At 69.3% G+C, this 19,561-nt stretch carries 18 protein-coding genes; 5 read left to right on the top strand and 13 right to left on the bottom strand.

Features of this window, described 5'->3' with window-relative positions:
* Nucleotides 1–131: 131 nt before the first annotated feature.
* The gene (locus Sa4125_RS00720; protein ID WP_224002654.1) at nt 132–332 is read left to right on the top strand and encodes a DUF3329 domain-containing protein; all 201 of its coding nucleotides are present in this window, start codon (nt 132–134) and stop codon (nt 330–332) included.
* An 87-nt stretch (nt 333–419) separates the two neighbouring features.
* Here the strand turns inward: Sa4125_RS00720 and Sa4125_RS00715 are convergent, their stop codons facing one another.
* The 3 genes from Sa4125_RS00715 to cobT form a co-directional block, all read right to left on the bottom strand.
* Nucleotides 420–2,396 (bottom strand): bifunctional diguanylate cyclase/phosphodiesterase, encoded by a 1,977-nt coding sequence (locus tag Sa4125_RS00715; RefSeq protein ID WP_224002652.1) that lies wholly within the window; start codon nt 2,394–2,396, stop codon nt 420–422.
* The gene (locus Sa4125_RS00710; RefSeq protein WP_224002650.1) at nt 2,396–2,917 is read right to left on the bottom strand and encodes a molybdopterin-dependent oxidoreductase; all 522 of its coding nucleotides are present in this window, start codon (nt 2,915–2,917) and stop codon (nt 2,396–2,398) included. The genes Sa4125_RS00715 and Sa4125_RS00710 overlap by 1 nt, the downstream gene beginning before the upstream one ends.
* Before the next feature lie 316 nt (nt 2,918–3,233).
* Nucleotides 3,234–4,250 carry a nicotinate-nucleotide--dimethylbenzimidazole phosphoribosyltransferase gene (gene cobT, locus Sa4125_RS00705; protein WP_224002648.1) on the bottom strand — a complete coding sequence of 339 codons (1,017 nt, stop codon included), beginning with the start codon at nt 4,248–4,250 and terminating at the stop codon, nt 3,234–3,236.
* 181 nt (nt 4,251–4,431) lie between these two features.
* On the opposite strand from cobT, the gene cobS reads away from it, so the two are divergent.
* Nucleotides 4,432–5,205, top strand: coding sequence for an adenosylcobinamide-GDP ribazoletransferase (gene cobS / locus Sa4125_RS00700; RefSeq protein WP_224002646.1), 774 nt, complete (start codon nt 4,432–4,434; stop codon nt 5,203–5,205).
* A 38-nt stretch (nt 5,206–5,243) separates the two neighbouring features.
* Here cobS and cbiB read toward each other — a convergent pair whose 3' ends face one another.
* Both cbiB and Sa4125_RS00690 read right to left on the bottom strand, forming a co-directional pair.
* Nucleotides 5,244–6,224, bottom strand: a complete 981-nt coding sequence (gene cbiB, locus Sa4125_RS00695; protein WP_224002643.1) for an adenosylcobinamide-phosphate synthase CbiB — start codon at nt 6,222–6,224, stop codon at nt 5,244–5,246.
* 301 nt (nt 6,225–6,525) lie between these two features.
* A complete protein-coding gene (locus Sa4125_RS00690; protein WP_224007388.1) occupies nt 6,526–7,869 on the bottom strand; it encodes a cobyrinate a,c-diamide synthase in 1,344 nt (447 codons plus the stop codon).
* A gap of 233 nt (nt 7,870–8,102) precedes the next feature.
* Here Sa4125_RS00690 and Sa4125_RS00685 point away from each other — a divergent pair, with 233 nt between their 5' ends.
* Nucleotides 8,103–9,227: a cobalt-precorrin-5B (C(1))-methyltransferase gene (locus tag Sa4125_RS00685; RefSeq protein ID WP_224002633.1), complete on the top strand. Its 1,125-nt coding sequence runs from the start codon at nt 8,103–8,105 to the stop codon at nt 9,225–9,227.
* A complete protein-coding gene (locus Sa4125_RS00680; protein WP_224002631.1) occupies nt 9,217–9,951 on the top strand; it encodes a cobalt-precorrin-6A reductase in 735 nt (244 codons plus the stop codon). Before Sa4125_RS00685 ends, Sa4125_RS00680 begins: the two co-directional genes overlap by 11 nt.
* Before the next feature lie 4 nt (nt 9,952–9,955).
* On the opposite strand, the gene cobM is transcribed toward Sa4125_RS00680, so the two are convergent.
* The 8 genes from cobM to Sa4125_RS00640 all read right to left on the bottom strand — a co-directional run bounded on the left by cobM (nt 9,956) and on the right by Sa4125_RS00640 (nt 18,161).
* A complete protein-coding gene (cobM, locus tag Sa4125_RS00675) occupies nt 9,956–10,732 on the bottom strand; it encodes a precorrin-4 C(11)-methyltransferase (RefSeq protein ID WP_224002624.1) in 777 nt (258 codons plus the stop codon).
* Nucleotides 10,729–11,091 carry a hypothetical protein gene (locus Sa4125_RS00670; RefSeq protein WP_224002622.1) on the bottom strand — a complete coding sequence of 121 codons (363 nt, stop codon included), beginning with the start codon at nt 11,089–11,091 and terminating at the stop codon, nt 10,729–10,731. The genes cobM and Sa4125_RS00670 overlap by 4 nt, the downstream gene beginning before the upstream one ends.
* Nucleotides 11,088–11,372: a DUF6516 family protein gene (locus Sa4125_RS00665; protein ID WP_224002620.1), complete on the bottom strand. Its 285-nt coding sequence runs from the start codon at nt 11,370–11,372 to the stop codon at nt 11,088–11,090. The genes Sa4125_RS00670 and Sa4125_RS00665 overlap by 4 nt, the downstream gene beginning before the upstream one ends.
* A gap of 31 nt (nt 11,373–11,403) precedes the next feature.
* Nucleotides 11,404–13,257 carry a precorrin-3B C(17)-methyltransferase gene (cobJ, locus tag Sa4125_RS00660; protein WP_224002618.1) on the bottom strand — a complete coding sequence of 618 codons (1,854 nt, stop codon included), beginning with the start codon at nt 13,255–13,257 and terminating at the stop codon, nt 11,404–11,406.
* Nucleotides 13,254–14,006, bottom strand: coding sequence for a precorrin-2 C(20)-methyltransferase (gene cobI / locus Sa4125_RS00655; RefSeq protein ID WP_224002616.1), 753 nt, complete (start codon nt 14,004–14,006; stop codon nt 13,254–13,256). The genes cobJ and cobI overlap by 4 nt, the downstream gene beginning before the upstream one ends.
* Nucleotides 14,003–15,313, bottom strand: coding sequence for a precorrin-6y C5,15-methyltransferase (decarboxylating) subunit CbiE (gene cbiE / locus Sa4125_RS00650; RefSeq protein WP_224002614.1), 1,311 nt, complete (start codon nt 15,311–15,313; stop codon nt 14,003–14,005). The genes cobI and cbiE overlap by 4 nt, the downstream gene beginning before the upstream one ends.
* The gene (locus Sa4125_RS00645) at nt 15,310–15,969 is read right to left on the bottom strand and encodes a precorrin-8X methylmutase (protein WP_224007386.1); all 660 of its coding nucleotides are present in this window, start codon (nt 15,967–15,969) and stop codon (nt 15,310–15,312) included. Before Sa4125_RS00645 ends, cbiE begins: the two co-directional genes overlap by 4 nt.
* A gap of 902 nt (nt 15,970–16,871) precedes the next feature.
* A complete protein-coding gene (locus Sa4125_RS00640) occupies nt 16,872–18,161 on the bottom strand; it encodes a sirohydrochlorin chelatase (RefSeq protein ID WP_224002612.1) in 1,290 nt (429 codons plus the stop codon).
* A gap of 655 nt (nt 18,162–18,816) precedes the next feature.
* On the opposite strand from Sa4125_RS00640, the gene Sa4125_RS00635 reads away from it, so the two are divergent.
* Nucleotides 18,817–19,560, top strand: coding sequence for a TSUP family transporter (locus tag Sa4125_RS00635; protein WP_224002610.1), 744 nt, complete (start codon nt 18,817–18,819; stop codon nt 19,558–19,560).
* Nucleotide 19,561 lies beyond the last annotated feature (1 nt).

Here is a 19,561-nt window from a genome sequence, read left to right as displayed (position 1 = left end):
CAAAGGCTTGGCGTGCGGCGACTGCGCTTGGTCGACGCTGGAGAGACGTTTCGCCTGTCGCGGGGACAGGCTGGCCCGCCGGCCATCGAGGCTTTAGATAAATTCCCGACAACACAGAAAGAAGGCGCGCGATGACCAGCAACCAGGATCACCCGTTCTTCCGACCGCTCTGGCGCCGCATCGCGATCGTCGTCGTGACAGGCATCTGGTGCGGTGTGGAATTGTGGCACGGCGATCAGCTCTGGGTGATTCTGACCCTTGCCGTCTTCATCTACTCGCTGTGGACGTTCTTCATCACCTATCCCAAGCAGCCGCGCGAACCCGAAATCTGAACTGCGCCGCGCCGGTAGCAGTGTCGTGGCCCCGGCGGACACGATTGCCGCGACGGGACTGCCGCCACCCCCTTCCCGATGTCAGGGTTACCGGCAGAGTCCGGGAGCGGCGTGGCCCTCGTTGCCGGGCGTCTTGCCCGACGAGACGTGTCGCAGCCTCTCGGCGCAAAGTCGCGCGGCGCATTGGGCCGCCGTCATCGGGCGAGCAAACAGATAGCCCTGGCCATAGCGGCAGCCGGCGGCGCGGACCATGGCCAGTTGCTGCTCTGTCTCGATGCCCTCGGCAACGGTCGACATGCCGAGCTTGTCGGCCAGGTCGCAGATCGCCTCGACGATCGTCCCGCTGTTCCCATGCTGAGGCGAGCCCCGGACGAAGGACTGATCGATCTTGATCGTGTCGAACGGAAACCGCGTGAGGTAGCTCAGCGAGGCATAGCCCGTGCCGAAATCGTCGAGTGAAATCTTGACGCCGATCTCGCGCAGCGCATTCAGGATCCCGACGACCGTGTGGTCGTTCTGGATCAGCGCGGTCTCGGTGATCTCCAGCGTCAGCCGGCTCGGCTCCAGGCCATGCCGGCTCAGGGCATCGACGATCGACGGGCCGAGCTCCGGATCGACGAACTGGCGGGCCGAGAGGTTGACGCCGATGCCGATGGTCTCGGGCCACCCGGATGCCGCCGCACAGGCCTCGCCGATGACCCAGCGACCGATCGGCAGGATCATCGCCGACTCCTCGGCGATCGGGATGAAGTCTGCCGGCGATACCATTCCCCGCACCGGATGGCGCCAGCGGATGAGGGCCTCGAGACTGCAGGTGAGACCGGTCGCCAGCGAGACGACTGGCTGGAAGTTCAGCTCGAATTCGTCCTTGAAGAGCGCCATCTCCAGGTCCTTGGAGAGGTTCTGCCGCGCGAGGTAGGCTTCCTTCATCTGGGGATGGTACATCCGGATGTCGCCGCGGCGGTCGTCCTTGACGGCATAGAGCGCCAGATCGGCGTTCTTCAGGAGGTCCTCGGGCGTGACGTCGTCTTCGCCGCAGACGGCGATGCCGATGCTGGCCGAGCACTGGACGCGGGTCTCGGCGATCTGGAAGGGCGCTGCAAAGGCAAGGCGAAGCTGGCGTGCCGCGACCTGGGAGAGCACCTCGGCCTGTGGCGAGCGGAAGATCGCGGCGAACTCGTCGCCGCTGAGGCGGGCAAACAGGCACGCATCCGTCAGGAGCGGAGACAGCCGCTCGGCGACCAGACGCAGCAGGCTGTCACCGGCCGCATGGCCCAGCGTGTCGTTGACGTTCTTGAAGAGGTCGAGGTCGAACATGACCACGGCCAGCGTGTCCTTCGGCTCACCTTTGTCGAACTCGGCCGACAGCACCGTGTTGAAGCTCATCCGGTTCGGCAGGCCTGTCAGGAAATCGCTGGCGGCACTGTCCTCTGCCTTCTTGCGCGTGCGCTGCAGGAGTACGATGAGGATGACGCCGCAGGTCAGAAGACCGAGGATTTCCGCCAGCAACAGCCAGTAGATGTCGATGAGTTTCTGCTCGCTGTCGGCGATCCGCGTCGCCGCGGCCGACGTGGTGAGCGCCGCCAGCCGTGTCGCATGGACGTTCAGGGGCTCGAAGACCTTCAGGACGGCCACAGCATCGGCCGGGTCCCGCAACGCCGCCATCTGCGGGGCCACGGACGCGACGGCGCTGCGCATCCGCTCGATCAGCACCGACGCCTCGGCGCCGTCCTGGCGCAGCCGGCGCGAGGACTCCGTGCCGAGGACCTGCATGCGATTCTCGACGATGGCAAAACGCAATGCCACATCCTGGTCGGAAACGGTGCTGCCGGGTAGGAAGCGGGTGGCGACCGTCGCCTGCAGACGCGTCAGTTCCGGATAGGTCGTCATCACCTCATAGATGACGTTGTTCTCCGGGGACATCGAGATGCGCTTCATGTACTGGGCGCTGAAGAAGAGCAGCGCCGCTGCGGACAGGCCGAGGACAGCCGTCGTTCCGAGGAGAAGCGGTTCCCAGCGGTATTCGCGTCTTGCCGTGCGCGCCAGCGCCCGCACCCGGTCCATCACAGGATATCGAGCCGCGCGATTTGCCAGGCACAGCGCATGTAGACGGACTGCTGCTGCAGGTCCCGATTGTCGTCGAAGGGATAGAGGATGAAGAGAGGTCCCTTGTTGCTGATGGGCATCGGCCGCCCGTCGCGCCGCATCGCAAGGATGGCACCCTCTTCGCGCAGGCCCCGCATCGGCACGTCGGCGACGTAGTCGTTGAGGGCTGTGGCGCGGATCGTCGTGCCGGACGCGCCGACAGCATCCATCAGGTCGGCGAGGAGAACGCCCTCCCAGGTCGCCACGCCGTCCGTCCAGGGGGTCGAAGTGGCAAAGCTCCGCGTCCCCAGGGCCTCGAGGCCGGCCATGTCGAAGACGGCCTCGTCGCCTTCGTTGTGCTCGGTGATGTGGCCACCGATCCTCAACACGGGCGCGGCCTTCGGGGTCGTCAGTGCGGCCTCTGCCCTGATGGAAGCGGTAAGCACTGTTGCACCGGCGACGAGCGAAAGGACGCGCCGTCTGGAGAAACTGCTAGCCATGGACTCGACCTTCCGCTGTCAGACGCTCCATTTATCGTCAACAATCTGAAGAAACTGTGCCGAAGATCGCTCAGGATCGAGAGAAACGGCCGCCAGTGGTCGAAATGCGACCCCATTTTCAAGGCTTTGCCCTGCGCCCCCGGCACGAGGACGGTTGCCGCCCGCCTATCCCGAGCCCATCTGCCGACCGACGGGACGACGGAGGGCCTGGGGCGCCGACGAAAAATGGGGTCCGGATTCCTCGTGCTATCCGGCGGTCAACCAGGGCCGAGGGTTTTCAGGCGAATTCGGAGAATCGCCCGAAACGCTTGACACCTCAATGCCTGTCGGACACGCCGGCCGCGGCGAAGGTCGCCATATCCGAATGGCAGGCTGCCGCAGCCTTGACGATGCCCGCGGCCAGCGCCGCGCCGGTGCCTTCGCCGAGCCGCATGCCCAGCGCCAAAAGCGGCACCTTGTCCATGGCTTCAAGCGCGGCGAGATGGCCGGGCTCGGCCGAGACATGGCCGAAGAGGCAATGGTCGAGCGCCCGCGCGTCGATCGACCAGAGGATGGCGGCGGCGGCGGTGGCGACATAGCCGTCGACGATCACCGGTACGCGCTGCAGGCGGGCGGCAAGGATCGCCCCGGCCATCGCCGCGATCTCGCGGCCGCCGAGCCGGCGCAGCACCTCCAGCGGATCGCCGAGATGGGCGGCGTGCAGCGCAAGGCCCTGGTCGATGATCCGCGTCTTCAGCGCCATGCCCTCCGGCCCGTGGCCGGTGCCGGGGCCGACCCAGTCGGCCGTCTCGCCCTTGAACAAGGCGGCGAAGATCGCGGCGGCGACCGTGGTGTTGCCGATGCCCATCTCGCCGATGCACAGGAGGTCGGGCTCGCCCATCAGGCATTCCATGCCGAAGGCCATGGTCGCCGCGCAGGTGCGCTCGTCCATCGCCGCCGTTTCCGAGAAATCCTCCGTCGGCACTTCCAGCGCCAGGTCGAAGATCTTCAGGCCGAGATCGTAGGCCGCGCAGATCTGGTTGATCGCGGCCCCGCCGGCGGCGAAGTTCGTCACCATCTGCATCGTCACCTCGGGCGGAAAGGCCGAGACGCCCTTCTGTGCCACGCCGTGATTGCCGGCGAAGATCGCCACCAGCGGCCGCGTCACCGCCGGGGCGCGCCCCTGCCAGGCGGCCAGCCATTCGGAGATCTCCTCGAGCCGGCCGAGCGAGCCGGCGGGCTTGGTCAGCTGCGCCTCGCGCTCGCGCTTGGCGCGCACGGCGGCGACGTCGGGCCCCGGCATCTGCCGGACGAGGGCGCGGATATCGTCGAAGGGAAGGCCGGTAGCGGACATCGGGATCTCTTTCGCCCGGGACGGGCCGGGTTGGCGGACAAGGCCTTTCTCTAGAGAGCGCGTGCGCTCCTGTACAGTTCGCCCGCCGACGCATCGCCGCAGGGGCATTGCGATGCGTCGGCGGGAGACAGCGAGCATTGGCGCGCGTGACGATGGGCCGGCGGCGGGCTATCACAGGCTCATGCCCGACATCCTTGCCGCCACGCTCCGCTCGCTCGCCTTCCTCACCCGGCTGCCGCCGGTCTCGCGCGCCTTTTCCGGCGTTCACCCGCTCGGGAGCGACGCGCACGCCTTTCCCTTGGCGGGCCTCGTCGCGGCCTTGCCATCGGCTCTCGCCGTGCTTCTTTTCGGTGCGTTCGGGCTGTCGCCATCGACCATCGCCATCCTCGCCATCGCGCTTCTCGTCGCCGTCACCGGCGGGCTGCACGAGGATGGCCTGTCCGACGTCGCCGACGGACTTGGCGGGCATCATCCCAAGGACCGAGCGCTGGAGATCATGAAGGACAGCCGCATCGGCGCCTATGGCGCGCTGGCCCTCGTCCTGTCGCTCATGCTGCGCGCATCGCTTCTCGCCGATATCGTCGCCACCGGCACGGGGCAGGCGGCGCTGGCGCTCCTGGCGGCCGCTGCCGCAAGCCGCGGTGCCATGGCCTGGCTGTGGTCGAGCCTGCCCAGTGCAAGGGACAGCGGCGTCGCCGCCCGCGTCGGACAGCCCAGTGCCCGGTCCGGCCGGATCGCCGCCTTCATCGGCGCCACCCTGCTCGTCATTGCCGGCGCGATCATCGCTGGGCTTGCGGGCGCCGTGCTGCCGCTTCTCGCGGGGCTCCTCGTCCTTGGCCAGTTCCGGAAATTTCTCGTCCGCCGGCTCGGCGGCCAGACCGGCGACTGTGTCGGCGCCGCGCAGCAGATCACCGAGATCGCCGCGCTCCTCGGGCTCGCCCTCGCCCTCGGTTGAGGAGCCTGCGATGCCCCTTCGCGGAAAGGTCGGGGGAATCAGGACGCCAGGCTGAGGAGGAAGAGCAGCAGCGCCACGGCGATCAGGAGGTTCGACAGTCGCCGCAGGAGCGTGATCGAACGGACGATGTCGGCGGGCGTCGCCTCGAGGCGTCCTTCGCCATGCAGCAGCGGCGCGTCCACCACCAGCGCGCCGTAGCGCCGCGGGCCACCGAAGGCGAGGCCGAGCGCGGCCGCCGCCGCCGCCTCCGGCCAGCCTGCATTCGGCGAGCGGTGCAGCCCGGCATCGCGGCGGGCGATGGCCCAGGCGTAGGCGAAGCCACGCGAACCCGGCAGCGTCGGGGCGAGTGCCGCAAAGGCGAAAGCGTTCAGCCGTGCCGGTACGAGGTTGGCCAGGTCGTCGAGCCGCGCCGCCGCCCGGCCGAAGGCGCGGTGCCGCTCGCTCATATGGCCGATCATCGAGTCCGCCGTGTTCAGCACCTTGTAGGCGAGAAGGCCCGGCAGGCCGAAGACGAGATAGAATAGCCAGGGCGCGACGATGCCGTCGGAAGCGTTTTCGGCAAGGCTCTCGATCGCCGCCCGGCAGACGCCGGCCTCGTCCAGCTGGTCGGGATCGCGTCCGACGATCATCGAGACCGCGGAGCGGCCCGCCGCGAGCCCGCCGGACGACAGCGCCTCGACCACCCGGCGGACATGCTCGGCCATGCTCTTCTGTGCCAGAAGGATGCCGACGACGACGGCCTCGAGCACTGTTCCCGCCACGCCAAGGCGGGTGAAGAGGGCATGCAGCACGAGGCCGGCCACTACCGCGCCGGCGAGCAGCACCAGCATCGCAACGATGCCGTTGCGGCGCCGCGCGGCGAAGGAGAGGTCTTCGCGGTTGAACCGCCGGTCCATCCAGCCGATCGCCTGGCCGATCCACACGACAGGATGCGGAAAGCGCCGCCAGAGCCAGTCGGGATCGCCGACGATCCGGTCGAGGAGCGTGCCGAGGAGAAGGGCGAGAAAATGGGTGGTCATGGCGACGTCTCTCGGCACGCAAGGCGATCCGCATCCCGCACCGCCAACGACGAACGACGGCCGCCATCCAGCCGATCTCCCTCCTTGAGGGGGAGATGCCCGGCAGGGCAGAGGGGGGTGCGGCGTCCGCATCTGCCGATTCCTGCGCCGTTGCAGCTGTCTCTCGCCAATCCTCCAGAGCGCGAGGGCTGCATCTCCGGGGCAGCCTGCCCACCCTGGCGCTGGCTCACCCCCCTCTGGCCTGCCGGCCATCTCCCCCTCAAGGAGGGAGATCGGAACGTTACCGACATCGCGAAACCGTTCATGCCCGGTCGATCACGTGCAGGAAGGAGCCGCCGACGCGGCCGACCCGAAGCCCCATCAGGCCGAGATCCGTGCCGGCGGCATCCCTGGCGCGCAGCAGCGGTTCGGCAGCGCCTTCGCCGACGATGCTGGCATAGTGGAACTCGTGCGCCGTGATCGCCCCCTCCCAGGGAAAGCCGGCCATCTCGGCCCGGCGGTAGCCGAGATGGCGCCTGCGCGTGGCAAAGCTCGTCGTCAGCGGCAGCAGGCCCAGCATGGCATGGCGCGTCCCATGCGCGTCCTCCAGCGCCTCGCCCAGAACCATGTAGCCGCCGCACTCGCCATAGACCGCGGCGCCACGAACGGCGGCGGCGCGGATGCCCGCGGTAAAGCGCGTCGCGCTGGCGAGCCTGCCGGCATGCAGTTCGGGATAGCCGCCCGGCAGGTAGACCGCATCGGCATCGGCGTCCGGGGCCTCGTCGGCCAGCGGCGAGAAGAAGGAGAGCGACGCCCCGGCCTCGCGCCATCCCCCAACGAGATGCGGATAGGCGAAGGCGAAGGCCGCGTCGCGCGCGATGGCGATGCGCTGGCCGAAAGGCGCGAGCACCGGCACCGACGGGCCCGCCGCGTCCGCCGCGCGGAGACGGGCGAGAGCGCGGATCGCCGAGAGATCGAGACCCGCCGAAACCCAGTCGGCGGCACGGCCGAGAAAGCCCTCGAGATCGGCGTGTTCCATCGCCTGGACGAGGCCGAGATGGCGCTCGGGCAGGCTGAGGCCCGGATCGGCCGGCAGTACGCCGAGTACGGGAAGGCCGAGCGGCGCGATCGCCTGCTCCAGCATGCCCGCGTGCCGGGCGCTGCCGACGCGGTTCAAGATCACGCCGGCGAGCGCCATGTCGGCGCGATGATCGCGAAAGCCGCGCAGCAAGGCGGCGACGGAATGCGACTGCTTGGCGCAGTCGACCACGAGCACGACGGAAAGCCCGAGAAGCGCGGCGAGATCGGCCGAGGATCCGGTGCCGTCGGCGGCGCCATCGAAGAGGCCCATCATGCCCTCGACCACCAGACCCTCCGCACCGGCCACCGCGCCGGCTGCGCCGCAGGCCGCCCCGTCGTCCGCGCTGCCGTCGGGAGCGACCGCCGCCGCCGCCAGGGACCGCAGCAGGTCCGGCCGCATCGCGAAGGGGTCGAGATTGACGCAAGCCCGGCCCCCGGCCGCGGCGTGGAAGGCCGGGTCGATATAGTCGGGGCCGGCCTTGGCCGAGGCCATGGCGACGCCGCGACGGCGAAAGGCCCGGAGCAGGCCGAGGGTCACGCTGGTCTTGCCGGCCCCCGAGGACGGCGCAGCGATCAAGAGGCCCATGCGCGCCTGCATCCTACAATCGGCGCAGGAGGCCCCGCCGGAACGGCCGGCCGAAGCTCTGCCGCCGCCCGCCGGGGCAGCGGCCTTCGCGCCGCCGCCTCCCGGCGCGGGAGGCGTGCTGCCCGCGCCGGCGCCGTCGGCGTTCGTGACGCCCTCGCCCTTGTCGCCCTGCGCGGCGCCATCGCGCACCGCCCCGGCTTTCGCGCGGGGCGGTGCCGCCCTATAGACGAGGCATGGAATCCGACCGCCGCCCGACGAAAGACGACAGCGCCGCGCCCGCCCTGGCGCTGCGCCGCGGCTGGACGACGGGCGCCTGCGCCACCGCCGCGACGAAGGCGGCGCTGACGGCGCTCCTCACCGGCGACTTTCCCGATCCCGTCGAAATCACCCTGCCGAAGGGCGAGACGCCGGCCTTCGCCCTGGCCCGTCAGTCGCTCGGCCTCGAGACGGCGATGGCCTCGATCATCAAGGACGCCGGCGACGATCCCGACGTCACCCATCTCGCCGAGATCGTCGCGACGGTCCGATTTGGTAAGCCGGATTCCGGCATTCGTTTCCAGGCCGGTCAGGGGGTGGGCATGGTCACCCTCGTCGGCCTGCCGATCCCGCCCGGCGAGCCGGCGATCAATCCGGTGCCGCGCGCCCTGATGCGCGCCGTCGTCGAGGCGCTCTGCGCTACCCATGACCGCTCCGCCGATATCGAGATCGAGATCGGCGTGACCGGAGGCGAAGCGCTGGCGCAGAAGACCTGGAATCCGCGGCTCGGCATCGTCGGCGGCCTGTCGATCCTCGGCACGACGGGGATCGTCCACCCCTTCTCCTGCGCGGCCTGGATCCATTCGATCCACCGCGGCATCGACGTCGCGCGCGGCGCCTCGCTCGGCCATGTCGTCGGTGCCACGGGCTCCAGTAGCGAGGACGCGGCGCGGGCACTCTATCCCGGCCTGCCGGAGATCGCCTTCCTCGACATGGGCGACTTCGCCGGCGGCCTGCTCAAATACCTGCGCGTCCATCCGGTGCCACGGCTGACCATTGCCGGCGGCTTTGCCAAGCTGACGAAGCTCGCCGCCGGCTCGCTCGACCTGCATTCCGGCCGCAGCCAGGTGGATTTCGCCTTCCTGCACGGCCTCGCCGCCAGCCTCGACCCGGATCGCGCCAGGACGCTCGGACCTGAAATCCTCGGCGCCAATACGGCGAAGGCCGTGCTCGACCTCTGCGCCGCCGGCGGCATCGATCTCGCCGACGCGGTCGCACGAACCGCGCTGGCAACCATCACGGCAACGCTGCGGGGGGCCGACATCGCCGCCGAGGTGATCGTCGTCGACCGCGCCGGGAGCGTGATCGCCCGTGCCGGCTGAGACCATCCTGGTCCTCGGCGGCACCGCCGAAGCTGCCGCACTCGCCCGGCGCATCGCGCTCGAGCGGCCCGCCGACCGCCTCATCGTTTCGCTCGCCGGGCGCACGAAAGCGCTGGCGCCATCGCCCGGGGAAAGCCGCATCGGCGGTTTTGGCGGGTCGATGGGGCTGGCGGAATATGTCTGCGCCGAAAGCGTCACGCGGCTTGTCGACGCGACGCATCCCTTCGCCGTCGGCATGTCGAGGAACGCGGAAAAAGCCGCCGCGCTGACGGGCGTGCCGCGGATCGCGCTGGTCCGTCCGGCCTGGGAGGCGATTGAGGGCGACCGCTGGATCGCCGCGGACTGCCTCGCCGCCGCCCGCGACGCGCTTCCCGCGGGCGCGCGGCCGTTCCTTGCGCTCGGGCGGCAGCATCTGGCGCCCTTTGCCGCCCGGCCAGACCTTGCGCCCGTCCTTCGCATGGTCGACGCGTCGGACGATCTGCCTTTTCCGGCCGAGGTTATCCTTGGTAAGCCGGATTCCGACTGGCAGGTCGAGGCGGCCCTCCTGACCCGGCTCGGCGTCACCCATCTCGTCTGCCGCAACTCCGGCGGGGCCGCGTCATATGCCAAGGTCGAGGCGGCGCGGCGGCTCGGCCTGCCCGTGGTGATGATCCAGCGCGCCGTGCCGCCCGCGCCGCCGATCGTCGGAGATGTCGCAGCGGTGATGGACTGGCTCGCCGCGTAGCGGGTCACGCCCCGGCCTTCCGCTTCGGCCGGAGAAGGTGCACCTGCGCGGCATCGTAGAGTTTGGAATCGATGAAGTCGGTCGCCCCCAGCGCCCGGCCGACGAAGATCAGCGCCGTCCGCGTCAGCTTGGCGGCGCGTGCCTTGCCATGGATATCGGCGAGCGTGCCGTGAATGAAGGCCTCGTCCGGCCAGCCGACGCGGTAGGCGATGATGGCAGGGCAGTCCGGTCCATATTTATCGAGCGGCTCCAGTTCGCGCTGAATGTGCGGAATGTTGCGGATCGACAGATGGATGGCGAGCGTCGCGCCGCTCTGGCCGAGCGTCGAGAGTTCCTCGCCGGCGGGCATGGACGACGACTTCATCGCCGTGCGCGTGAGGATCACCGTCTGGCAGAGTTCCGGCACGGTCAGCTCGGTCGCGAGCGCCGCCGCGGCCGCCGCGAAGGCCGGAACGCCGGGCGTCACGTCGTAGGGAATGCCGAGGGCTTTGAGCCTTCGCATCTGCTCGGCCGTCGCGCCATAGAGCGAGGGATCGCCGGAATGCACGCGCGCGACATCGAGGCCCTTGTCATGCGCCGCCGCCATCTCGGCGATGATCTCGTCGAGCGTCATCGGCGCGGTGTCGAGCACGCGCGCGCCCTCCGGGGCGGCGGCGACCACCGCTTCGGGCACCAGCGAACCGGCATAGAGACAGACCGGGCAGGCCTCGATCAGCCGGAGGCCGCGCACGGTGATGAGATCGGGTGCGCCGGGGCCGGCGCCGATGAAGTGGACTGTCATGCGGCATCTTCCAATGTCAACTCGGCAGTGATGCGCGACCAGGGCACGCTGACCTTGCCGGCGGCATCGCGCAGGATCAGGCCGAGGTCCAGCAGTGCGGTCACGTCGGCATGGACGCCGCGATAGTCGCGCCCAAGGCTGGCGGCCAGAGCCCGGATCGACCCGGGGCCGGATCTGCGCAACTGGCGCAGCAGAACCCAGCGGTTGGGCGTCAACACTCTCAACAAGGTTTCCGCCCGCTCGAAATGCAGCTGCGGCACGGCGGGCGTCCTCTCGCCGCGATCGAGCGCGGCCGCCAATTCCCGCACCTCGGAGAAAAATCTGTGTCGATCGGTGACGTGCAAGGTAATTTCGCTCATTTCGTCAACTCCTTCTCCACATCGACCTCGAAATCATCGATCAGCCGTTCCAGGGACGTGAACACATAAGCCTCCTCGCGGTCACCATAGTGCCGGTGATCGCCCTTCCCCGTTTCGTTGTCGTACCCGACCAGGCGCTGGCCCGCGCGACCGTAAAACAACGAATACTTCAGCCCATGCGGCCGCTCCGTCGATGGCTGTGGCAGCTGCCAGACCCGGACCTGAATGATGGATCCGTCGGTGCGGACGATCTTGCGATTGATCAAAAGCAACGCTGCCATATGTCAAAAATAGCATATGGCGGTGTTGCCATCAAGAAGTCTGCCGCATCCCCGTCCCCGCTTTGCCGGAATAGCCGCGCGGCGTGAACGCCCAGCGTCGCCCGTCGCCGGTCGTTACAACCCGCGTCTCGGACGAGCCGACGATCACCACGGTCAGCATGTCGACGTCATCCACGTCGAGCGCGGCGAGCTCGACGATGCGCACCGTCTCGCCGGCGCGGCCGAGATTGGTGGCGAGGATCACCGGCGTGTCGGCTGGGCGGTGTTCGAGCAGGCGGTCCCTGGCGAAAGCGAGCTGGGTCCGGCGGCGTTTCGACACGGGGTTGTAGAAGGCGATGACGAAGTCGCCCTCCGCGGCTGCCGTGATGCGGCGCTGGATGTCGGGCCAGGGAGTCAGAAGGTCGGACAGCGAGATGGTGCAGAAATCGTGGCCGAGCGGCGCGCCGGCGCGGGCAGCGGCGGCCTGGAGGGCCGAAATGCCGGGGGAGACGGCGATCTCGATGCGCCGCGCCGCGGGGCCGATGCCGTCCGAATCCAGGAGTTCGAAGACCAGCGTCGCCATGGCGTAGATGCCGGCGTCGCCGGAACAGACGAGGGCAACTGTCCGGCCCTCGCCGGCCAGTTCCATCGCGTGGCGCACCCGCTTTTCCTCGGCGCCGAGGTCGAAATCGTGCCGCGCCTTGCCCTCGGCGAGGGGCCCCAGGAGGTCGAGATAAAGCGAATAGCCGACGAGGTCGGTGGACTCGGCGATCATCCGGCTGACCTCCGGCGAGCGCCACTCCGCCCCGCCCGGCCCGATGCCGACGACGTAGAGCGTGCCGCGCGCCCTGCCCTTGGCCGTTATGCCGATCGGCACCGGCGCCCGCGCCAGCGCCGCGGTGGTGCGGGCGCCCTTGCGCTTGGCGACGAGGAGTTCGCCCGAAGGCCCGGTGGCGGCAAGGGCTGCGCCTTCCGCGACGCCATGACAGCCGGTTTCGGCAAAGACCACGTCCGACGGGTTCTTCAGGCGCGGCGCTTCAGCCTCCAGCCGAGCGGCATCGAAGAAGCGCGCCGGTACGCCGAAATGCGCGGCAACGGCGTGGACGGCCGGCTCGTCCGCCTTGAGGTCGAGCGAGAAGACGCCAGCGAGCGAGAGCGGCGAGACGCCGGCTTCCGCCAGAACGCTCGTCGCCAGCGCAATCGCCTCTTCGGCGGGTGCGTGGCGCTCGGCGCCGAGGCCGAGCGCCAGCGTCGCCGGGCGATAGAGGAGTTCGAGGCTTTCGGGCGCCCGCGCGAGGTCGGTCACGGTCAGCGTTACGGCGGTCGCAGCGGAGTCATCGCCGGCGCCCGACCCGGCGTCCGTACCGGCCGAAGGCAGCGGCAGGCGCGACGTTTCAAGCCACTCTGCCCGGCCGTCGAGCCGCGCGGAGGCGCCAGCGACGAGCTCAGCCATCACCGCCTTGGCATCGCAAGCGGGGTCGAGGCGCCAGCCCGGCGGCGGCGCGTCCAGCGCGACGCCGAAGCGCAGGTCGCCGGCCGTCGTCACCGCCGCCACGGCGCCAAGCGCTCCGGCAAGCCGGCGGGCGAGATCGTTGGCGCCGTGATGGCCGCCGAGCAGCGGCACGACGACCGAGCCGTCGTCCGCGACGGCGAGCACCGGCGGTTCGGCTGATTTGTCGGAGAGAACCGGTGCCAGAAGACGGATCACCGCGCCTGCCGCCATTACCGCGACGACCGGCCGGCCCTCGGTGAAGAGCGCCCTGAGATGCGGGCCGGCCTCGGCGAAGCGCAGGTCTGCGGCCGCGACCCTCGCGCTCGCCCCATGGATCTCGCCGCCGAGAGCGTCGCGGATACGCTCGGCCAGCGGCAAGGCGGCTGGCGAGAGGATGATGATCGCCGGGGTCATGCGGAGCTTTCCGGAAAGGGGACCGACCGGCTCGCGACTGAGCGGCCACGGATCGCCGCCTCCGCGCCGCGATAGCCGAGGATCATGGAAAAGTACGGCGCCTCTCCGCCGGCTTCGGCCAATGGCAGGACGCGCTGTTCGGGTAGCGAGACGCGTTCGCAATAGGCGCAGGCGTCCGTCAGCCCCAGCGTTTCCAGGAGCGCCCTCACGCGCGCAAAATGCCGGCCGAGCTTCATGATCGCAAAGCCTTCCGCGCCGGCGATGCGCGCGGCGATGGCAGCGTCGTCGAGCGGTCCGGGAATAATCGTCAGGACGTCGTTGCGGGCGGCGAGCGGCCGGCCGAGCGCGGCTGCGGCGGCCGTCACCGAGGCGATGCCGGGGACAATCTCGGTGGGATAGAGTGGCGACAGGCGCTCGAACAGATACATGAAGGAGCCGTAGAAAAAGGGATCTCCCTCGCACAGCACCACGACGTCCTGGCCGGCATCGAGGCGCGCGGCGATCTTTGCAGCCGCGTCGTCGTAGATCGCCTGGCCGGGAAAGCGCTCGACCCGCATCGGGATGACGATCGCGATCTCCTCCTGCCCGCCGGGCAGATGGCCGGCGACGATCGCCCGGGCAAAGCTCGGACCGGTATCGGGTGCGGGAAAGGCGATCACCGGCGCGGCGCGCAGGATGCGCCAAGCCTTCAGCGTGATCAGCTCGGGATCGCCGGGGCCGACGCCGAGCCCATACAGCGTGCCGGTCATGGCGCGTCTCCGGGCCCACCGGTCACAGCATGGGGCTTTGTCATCGCGAAATGCACCACGGGCATGGCCGGCCGCCAGCCGCGGAACGGCCCGACCTTCTCGGCCCGGTCGACGGAAAGACGCAGGAGTTCGCCGCCATGGGCGGCATGCAGGTCGATCAGCAGGCGCTCCGATTCCAGCGTCACCGCATGGGCGACGAGGCGCCCGCCGGGTTTCAGCCGGGCGAGCGCCGGCGCGAACACGTCCTCCGACAGGCCGCCGCCGATAAAGACGGCATCCGGCGCGCCCGGAACGGCGTCGAGGCTTTCCGGCGCACGGCCTTCGACGATCTGGAGACCCGGCGTGCCGAGCGTCTCGGCGTTGATCGCGATCAGCGCGCGGCGTTCGGCCAGCGGCTCGAAGGCGACGGACCGGGTTCCATGCGCGGCGCGCATGAACTCGACCGCGACCGAACCGCTGCCGGCGCCGACATCCCAGAGGACGGCGCCGGGAAAAGGCGCGAGCGCGGCGATGGCCAGCGCCCGGGCGACGCGCTTCGTCATCTTGCCGTCGTGGGCAAAAGCCTCGTCCGGAAGGCCGGGGACGGTCGGCAGCAGCCTGGCGCCCGGCGATGCGACGCAGTCGATGGCGACGAGATTCAGCGCGGCGATGTCGTGGAGATCGAAGCTCCCGGCGGTGGTCGCCCGAACGCGCTCGGCCGCACCGCCGAGATGCTCGAGCACGGTCGTTCGGCTTTCGGCATAACCGCGATCGGTCAACAGCGCGGCGAGCGCCGCGGGTGTCGCCGCCCCTTCCGACAAGACCAGCAGCCGCGCGCCTGGCTGGATGAAGGGCTGCACGGCGGCCAGAGGCCGTCCGTGCACGGTCAGGCATTCGACGGATTCCAGCGGCCAGCCGAGGCGGGCGGCGGCGAGCTGGAACGACGAGGGCGACGGCAGAACGCGCATTTCGTCCGGCCCGTAGCTCGCCGATAGCGTGCCGGCGACGCCGAACCAGGACGGGTCGCCGCTGGCAAGGATGGCGACCCGCCGGGCGCGCTCGGCCGCGATATCCGCGAGCGAGTCGCGAAACGGGCTCTTCCAGGCGATAAGGCGCCGAACCGCGGTCGCATCGCCGCCTGTGGCGTCACCCGGCCCGGCCGGGTTTCCTGAGCTGCGGGAGGGCACTTCATCGGAGTCGGCCAGCATCGCCAGATGCCGCGCGCCGCCGAATATCACCTCGGCCGCCTCCAGCGCCCTGCGCGCTTCGGGCGCCAGCGTGGCGAGCCCGCCATCGCCGACGCCGATGACCGTCAGGAAGGGTGTCATGACCCGGTGCCGAGGCCCGCGGCCACGGCATTGACGGCGGCGGCCGCGAGCGCGCTGCCGCCGCGCCGTCCGGTGACGGTGATGAAGGGGATGCCGCGCGAATCGCGGACGAGCTCGGCCTTGGATTCGGCGGCGCCGACGAAGCCGACCGGCATGCCGATGATCAGCGCCGGTTTTGGCGCGCCGGCATCGATCCGCTCCAGGAGGCGGAACAGCGCCGTCGGGGCGTTGCCGATGGCGACGACGGCACCGCGCAGGTCCGCGTCCCAGAGATCGACCTGGGCGGCCGAGCGCGTCGTCCGCTGCCGCTCGGCGAGCGGCGCCACGGCGGGATCGTTCAGCCGGCAGATGATCTCGTTCGTCGCCGGCAGGGTGCGCCGGATGATGCCATGCGCCACCATTTCGGAATCACACAGGATTCTGGCGCCTTGCTGCAGGGCGCGCCGGCCGGCGGCGACGGCGCCGGGAGAGACGACGAGGTCGGCGGCAAGGTCGGTCATGCCGCAGGCGTGGATCAGCCTGATGGCCAGATCGCGCGCTTCCTTGGCGATGGCGGAAAAGTCCGCCTCGGCCTGGATGGCGGCAAAGCTCGCGGCATAGATGGCGGCGGGATCGCGGAGATAATCGAGGCCGGGCAGCCGCGCTACCGCCGGCATCGGCAGCTCCGGCGAGGGGGCCTGCGGGCCGCCGAGGCCGAGGATCCAGCCTTCTTCGGTCAGAACTGTCTCGCGCTCGTCCGCCGTGAGGTCCTCGGGCCCGGCGAGAAAAGCGCCGAGCGTTCCCTCCGCATCCGCGGTGGCAAAACCTTCGGCCAGCGTCTCGACCTGCGCCTGGTCGAGGCAGGTGCGATCGCCGAGCATGACCGGGAAGAGCGAGGGGTAGATCTCGGCGATGACGCAAGGAGCGGAGAGATCGTCGGCAAAGCCGGTCTCGAACGGCCAGACGGCGATCTTGCCGGAGAGCGACTCGTCGCCGCGCAGCGCCTCCAGGCGGGAAAAGCCGAGCAGCGACTGGCTGCCCACGCTGCCGGCGAAGGCGAGCTTCCACACCGGCTGCGATTTCGGCAGCCGTTTCTCGCAGAGGCGCTTTTCCGGCAGGGCTGTCGGATAGGGATCGGGCTTCTTGTCGGAGAGGCCCGCGATGACGAGATGCGGCGGTCGTCCCCAGAACATCGGGTTGTCCGCCAGCGCCTCGCGGTTCAGCTTGCCGCCGACCTCGAAACGGTTGGAAGCATTGTCCGGCCGGTCGCGAACGAGCCCCGAAATCGCCGCCCACAGCGCCTGCCAGTCAGCTCTGCCGCCGATCGCGGCGGCCGCGCCGCGGGGGTAGCCGAAGGGAAAGTCGAAGCCGATGAGAAGCCGCTTGCCCTCCTCGATCGACGCCCGGATCAGGCCCTCGACGATGTGCATCGCCTCGTCGCGGGTGCGCGGATTGACGCTCTCGAGGAGGGTGATGGTCTCGCCATCGCGCTCGGCGCAGCCGATCCAGATCGAATCCTTGCCGGAGACCGGCGAATTGGAGGCCGACCACTCGACCATGGCATAGCGTTCGAACAGGCTCATGGTCTTACCATCGGTTTCACCATCGACTGGGGGCCTAGCGGATGGTCGGCATGGGGATAGGGATGGTGCACGTGGTCGCCATGGGCGTGGCTGTGGCCGGCATGGTCGTGGGAATGCCCGTGGCCCGAATGGGAAGGGTCTCCATGGTCATGCCCATGACTATCATCCCCATGACCGTCGTGCCCGCCCGCCTGTCCATGGGCGTGATCGTGCGAATGGGCGTGACCATGCTCATGGTCGTGCAGATGCGCGTGGTCATGATCATGGGAATGCCCGTGATCGTGGCCGTGATCGTGCGCCGCCTCCACGGGGCGGACGGCCTGGGATTGCTGCGGCGCGCGGACTGACGTCGGCGCCACCTTCACGGCCCGGCAGGCGCCGGTGCAGACCGTGTCGCAGAGCGCGCAGTCGGCCGAGGAGCCGACGCCCTCGACATGGTGATGGTGGCTTTCCTGCGGCAGGCCGACTTCCGCCTCGAAGCCCAGCACCTGCTCGCGGTACTTGCACATCTGGCAGTTCATGTTGTTCGTGCCCTCGAGGATCTCCGTCAGGCGGTCGACGAAGGTTTCGACGACGAGGTCGTGGGCGCCGAGATAGGAAGCCTTGAGAAAGGCGATCTCGGGATGGCGGGCGGCGACGGCGTCCGTCTGGTCGTAGATCCGCCGCACCAAAACGCCGGTGAAGAGAAAATACGGGAAGACGACGATCTTCTTGTAGCCGAGCTTGGCGGCGTGCTCGAGGCCGGGCTCGACCAGCGGAAAGGTGACGCCGGAATAGGCCGTCTCGCCCCAGCCGAAGCCGAGGCCCTCCCAGAGCATGCGCATGACCTTGGAGACGTTGGAATTGGCGTCCGGGTCGGAGGCGCCGCGGCCGACGACGACGAGCATCGTGTCGTGCAGCGGCTCGCCGTCGCGCCAGCCCGTGGTCCGCAATGCCTCGCGGATGCGTGCGCCGGCGGCGCGGATCATCTTCGGATCGATGCCGAGCTCGCGCCCGTAGGTGATGTCGAGACCATTGGCGGCGGCATAGGTGTTGAGGACGGAGGGGATGTCGTTCTTGGCGTGGCCCGCCGCAAACAGCATGCCCGGCAGCGCCAGCACCTGGGTCGCGCCCCGCGCGCGCAGCGCATCGAGCCCCTCGCGGATGATCGGCTTGGCAAATTCGAGATAGCCGTATTCTATCGCCCAGTCCGGCAGGCGGACGCGCATCTTGGCGGCGAGGCCGGAGAATTCTTCCATCGCGCCGGCATCGCGGCTGCCATGGCCGCACATCATCAGAGCCTGCATGTCGTCCTCCGTTTGTCGCACGCCGGAGGAGACGCCAGGACGAAAGCCCGGGGCGTGCCGTTCCGACAGCACCGTCTTGGCCCCCTTCTGGGTCGGCCGCACCGGTATCGCTTTCAGCCCGCTCGTGCGGGCACCGTCAGTTTGGGCGAGGTAAACAGCACGGCGGCGATTTGGTCAAATGCGGCGATAACAATCTGAGACGCCCAACCCAAACGCTGGACACGATGCTCGATCCTCTCAGGTTCGTCATTCCGGGCTTGACCCGGAACCCATGCCGAGGCGCTGTCACTGCCAAATCGGATCAGGACGGGAAGGTCCACCGCCCTCGATCGCGTTCGGCGGTTTGGAATGGGTCCCCGGGGACAAAGCCCCGAGGAATCGGAAAGGACGGTGCTTTGCGCTCAGCAGGCTGTGACACCTCCTCAAGCCTATGAGACTATTCATCCTGGGCTTGACCCGGGCCCAAGCGCCGTCACCGCCAACTCGGATCAGGATCGGGAATGTCCTCCGCCTTCGATCATGTTCGGCGAAGTGGAATGGGTCCCGGGTCAAGCCCGGGATGACTAATTGGAAAGGACGGTGCAAGAGGTGGCGCTGCGAACGGCGTCCCGCCGATAGCTTCACCTCCCGCGAATCGCTTCCCCGAAAGCCCGCAATGCTCGCCTCCACCTTCGCCCTTCTCGTGCTCGCCGCCTTCGCTGCCGGCTTCGTCGACGCCATTGCCGGTGGCGGCGGGTTGATCACCATTCCGGCGCTTCTCCTCGGCGGGGTCGATCCGCTGGCGGCGCTCGGCACGAACAAGCTGCAATCGCTGTTCGGCTCGGGCTCGGCGTCGATCAGCTATGCCGCCAAGGGCCATGTCTACCTGAGGAAACTGGCGCCGACGGCGCTTCTGTCCTTTGCCGGCGCGGTGCTCGGCGCGCTCGGCGCCATGGTGCTGCCGACCGGGGTTCTGCAGACGCTGCTGCCCTTCCTCCTCATCGCCATCGCGCTCTATTTCGCGCTGAAGCCCGGCCTTTCCGACCGGGACGCCGAGCGCCGGATTTCGCCCGTGGTCTTTGCCTGTTTCCTGGTACCGCTGATCGGCGCCTATGACGGGCTGTTCGGACCGGGCACCGGCTCCTTCTTCATGCTCGCCTTCGTCACGCTGGCCGGCTACGGCATCCTCAAGGCGACGGCGCATACGAAACTCCTCAACTTCGCCTCGAATGTCGGCGGCTTCGTCGTCTTCGCCTTTTCCGGCGCGATCGTCTGGAAGCTCGGCCTCGCCATGGGCGCCGCGCAGTTCGCCGGGGCGCGCCTCGGCGCGATGTTCGCCATGCGCTTCGGCGCCAGACTGATCCGCCCGCTCCTCGTCGTCGTGTGCCTCGCGCTCGCCGCCAAGCTGCTGCTCTCCTGAC

Origin of the sequence: Aureimonas sp. SA4125 (genome assembly GCF_019973775.1) — a bacterium.
GTDB lineage: Bacteria > Pseudomonadota > Alphaproteobacteria > Rhizobiales > Rhizobiaceae > Plantimonas.
The sequence above is the reverse complement of the archived record's forward strand: the minus strand, read 5'-3'. Positions and strand labels throughout refer to the sequence as shown.

Bases quoted from the DNA above. Each gene is read 5' to 3' on its own strand.
- Sa4125_RS00710 (WP_224002650.1), bottom strand. From the start codon at position 2,917: ATGGCTAGCAGTTTCTCCAGACGGCGCGTCCTTTCGCTCGTCGCCGGT.
- Sa4125_RS00635 (WP_224002610.1), top strand. From the start codon at position 18,817: ATGCTCGCCTCCACCTTCGCCCTTCTCGTGCTCGCCGCCTTCGCTGCC.
- Sa4125_RS00715 (WP_224002652.1), bottom strand. From the start codon at position 2,396: ATGGACCGGGTGCGGGCGCTGGCGCGCACGGCAAGACGCGAATACCGC.
- cobJ (WP_224002618.1), bottom strand. From the start codon at position 13,257: ATGACCCCGGCGATCATCATCCTCTCGCCAGCCGCCTTGCCGCTGGCC.
- Sa4125_RS00640 (WP_224002612.1), bottom strand. From the start codon at position 18,161: ATGCAGGCTCTGATGATGTGCGGCCATGGCAGCCGCGATGCCGGCGCG.
- cobT (WP_224002648.1), bottom strand. From the start codon at position 4,250: ATGTCCGCTACCGGCCTTCCCTTCGACGATATCCGCGCCCTCGTCCGG.
- cbiB (WP_224002643.1), bottom strand. From the start codon at position 6,224: ATGACCACCCATTTTCTCGCCCTTCTCCTCGGCACGCTCCTCGACCGG.
- cbiE (WP_224002614.1), bottom strand. From the start codon at position 15,313: ATGACACCCTTCCTGACGGTCATCGGCGTCGGCGATGGCGGGCTCGCC.
- Sa4125_RS00670 (WP_224002622.1), bottom strand. From the start codon at position 11,091: ATGAGCGAAATTACCTTGCACGTCACCGATCGACACAGATTTTTCTCC.
- Sa4125_RS00690 (WP_224007388.1), bottom strand. From the start codon at position 7,869: ATGGGCCTCTTGATCGCTGCGCCGTCCTCGGGGGCCGGCAAGACCAGC.
- Sa4125_RS00645 (WP_224007386.1), bottom strand. From the start codon at position 15,969: ATGCCGGCGGTAGCGCGGCTGCCCGGCCTCGATTATCTCCGCGATCCC.
- Sa4125_RS00685 (WP_224002633.1), top strand. From the start codon at position 8,103: ATGGAATCCGACCGCCGCCCGACGAAAGACGACAGCGCCGCGCCCGCC.
- cobI (WP_224002616.1), bottom strand. From the start codon at position 14,006: ATGACCGGCACGCTGTATGGGCTCGGCGTCGGCCCCGGCGATCCCGAG.
- Sa4125_RS00720 (WP_224002654.1), top strand. From the start codon at position 132: ATGACCAGCAACCAGGATCACCCGTTCTTCCGACCGCTCTGGCGCCGC.
- cobM (WP_224002624.1), bottom strand. From the start codon at position 10,732: ATGACAGTCCACTTCATCGGCGCCGGCCCCGGCGCACCCGATCTCATC.
- Sa4125_RS00665 (WP_224002620.1), bottom strand. From the start codon at position 11,372: ATGGCAGCGTTGCTTTTGATCAATCGCAAGATCGTCCGCACCGACGGA.
- cobS (WP_224002646.1), top strand. From the start codon at position 4,432: ATGCCCGACATCCTTGCCGCCACGCTCCGCTCGCTCGCCTTCCTCACC.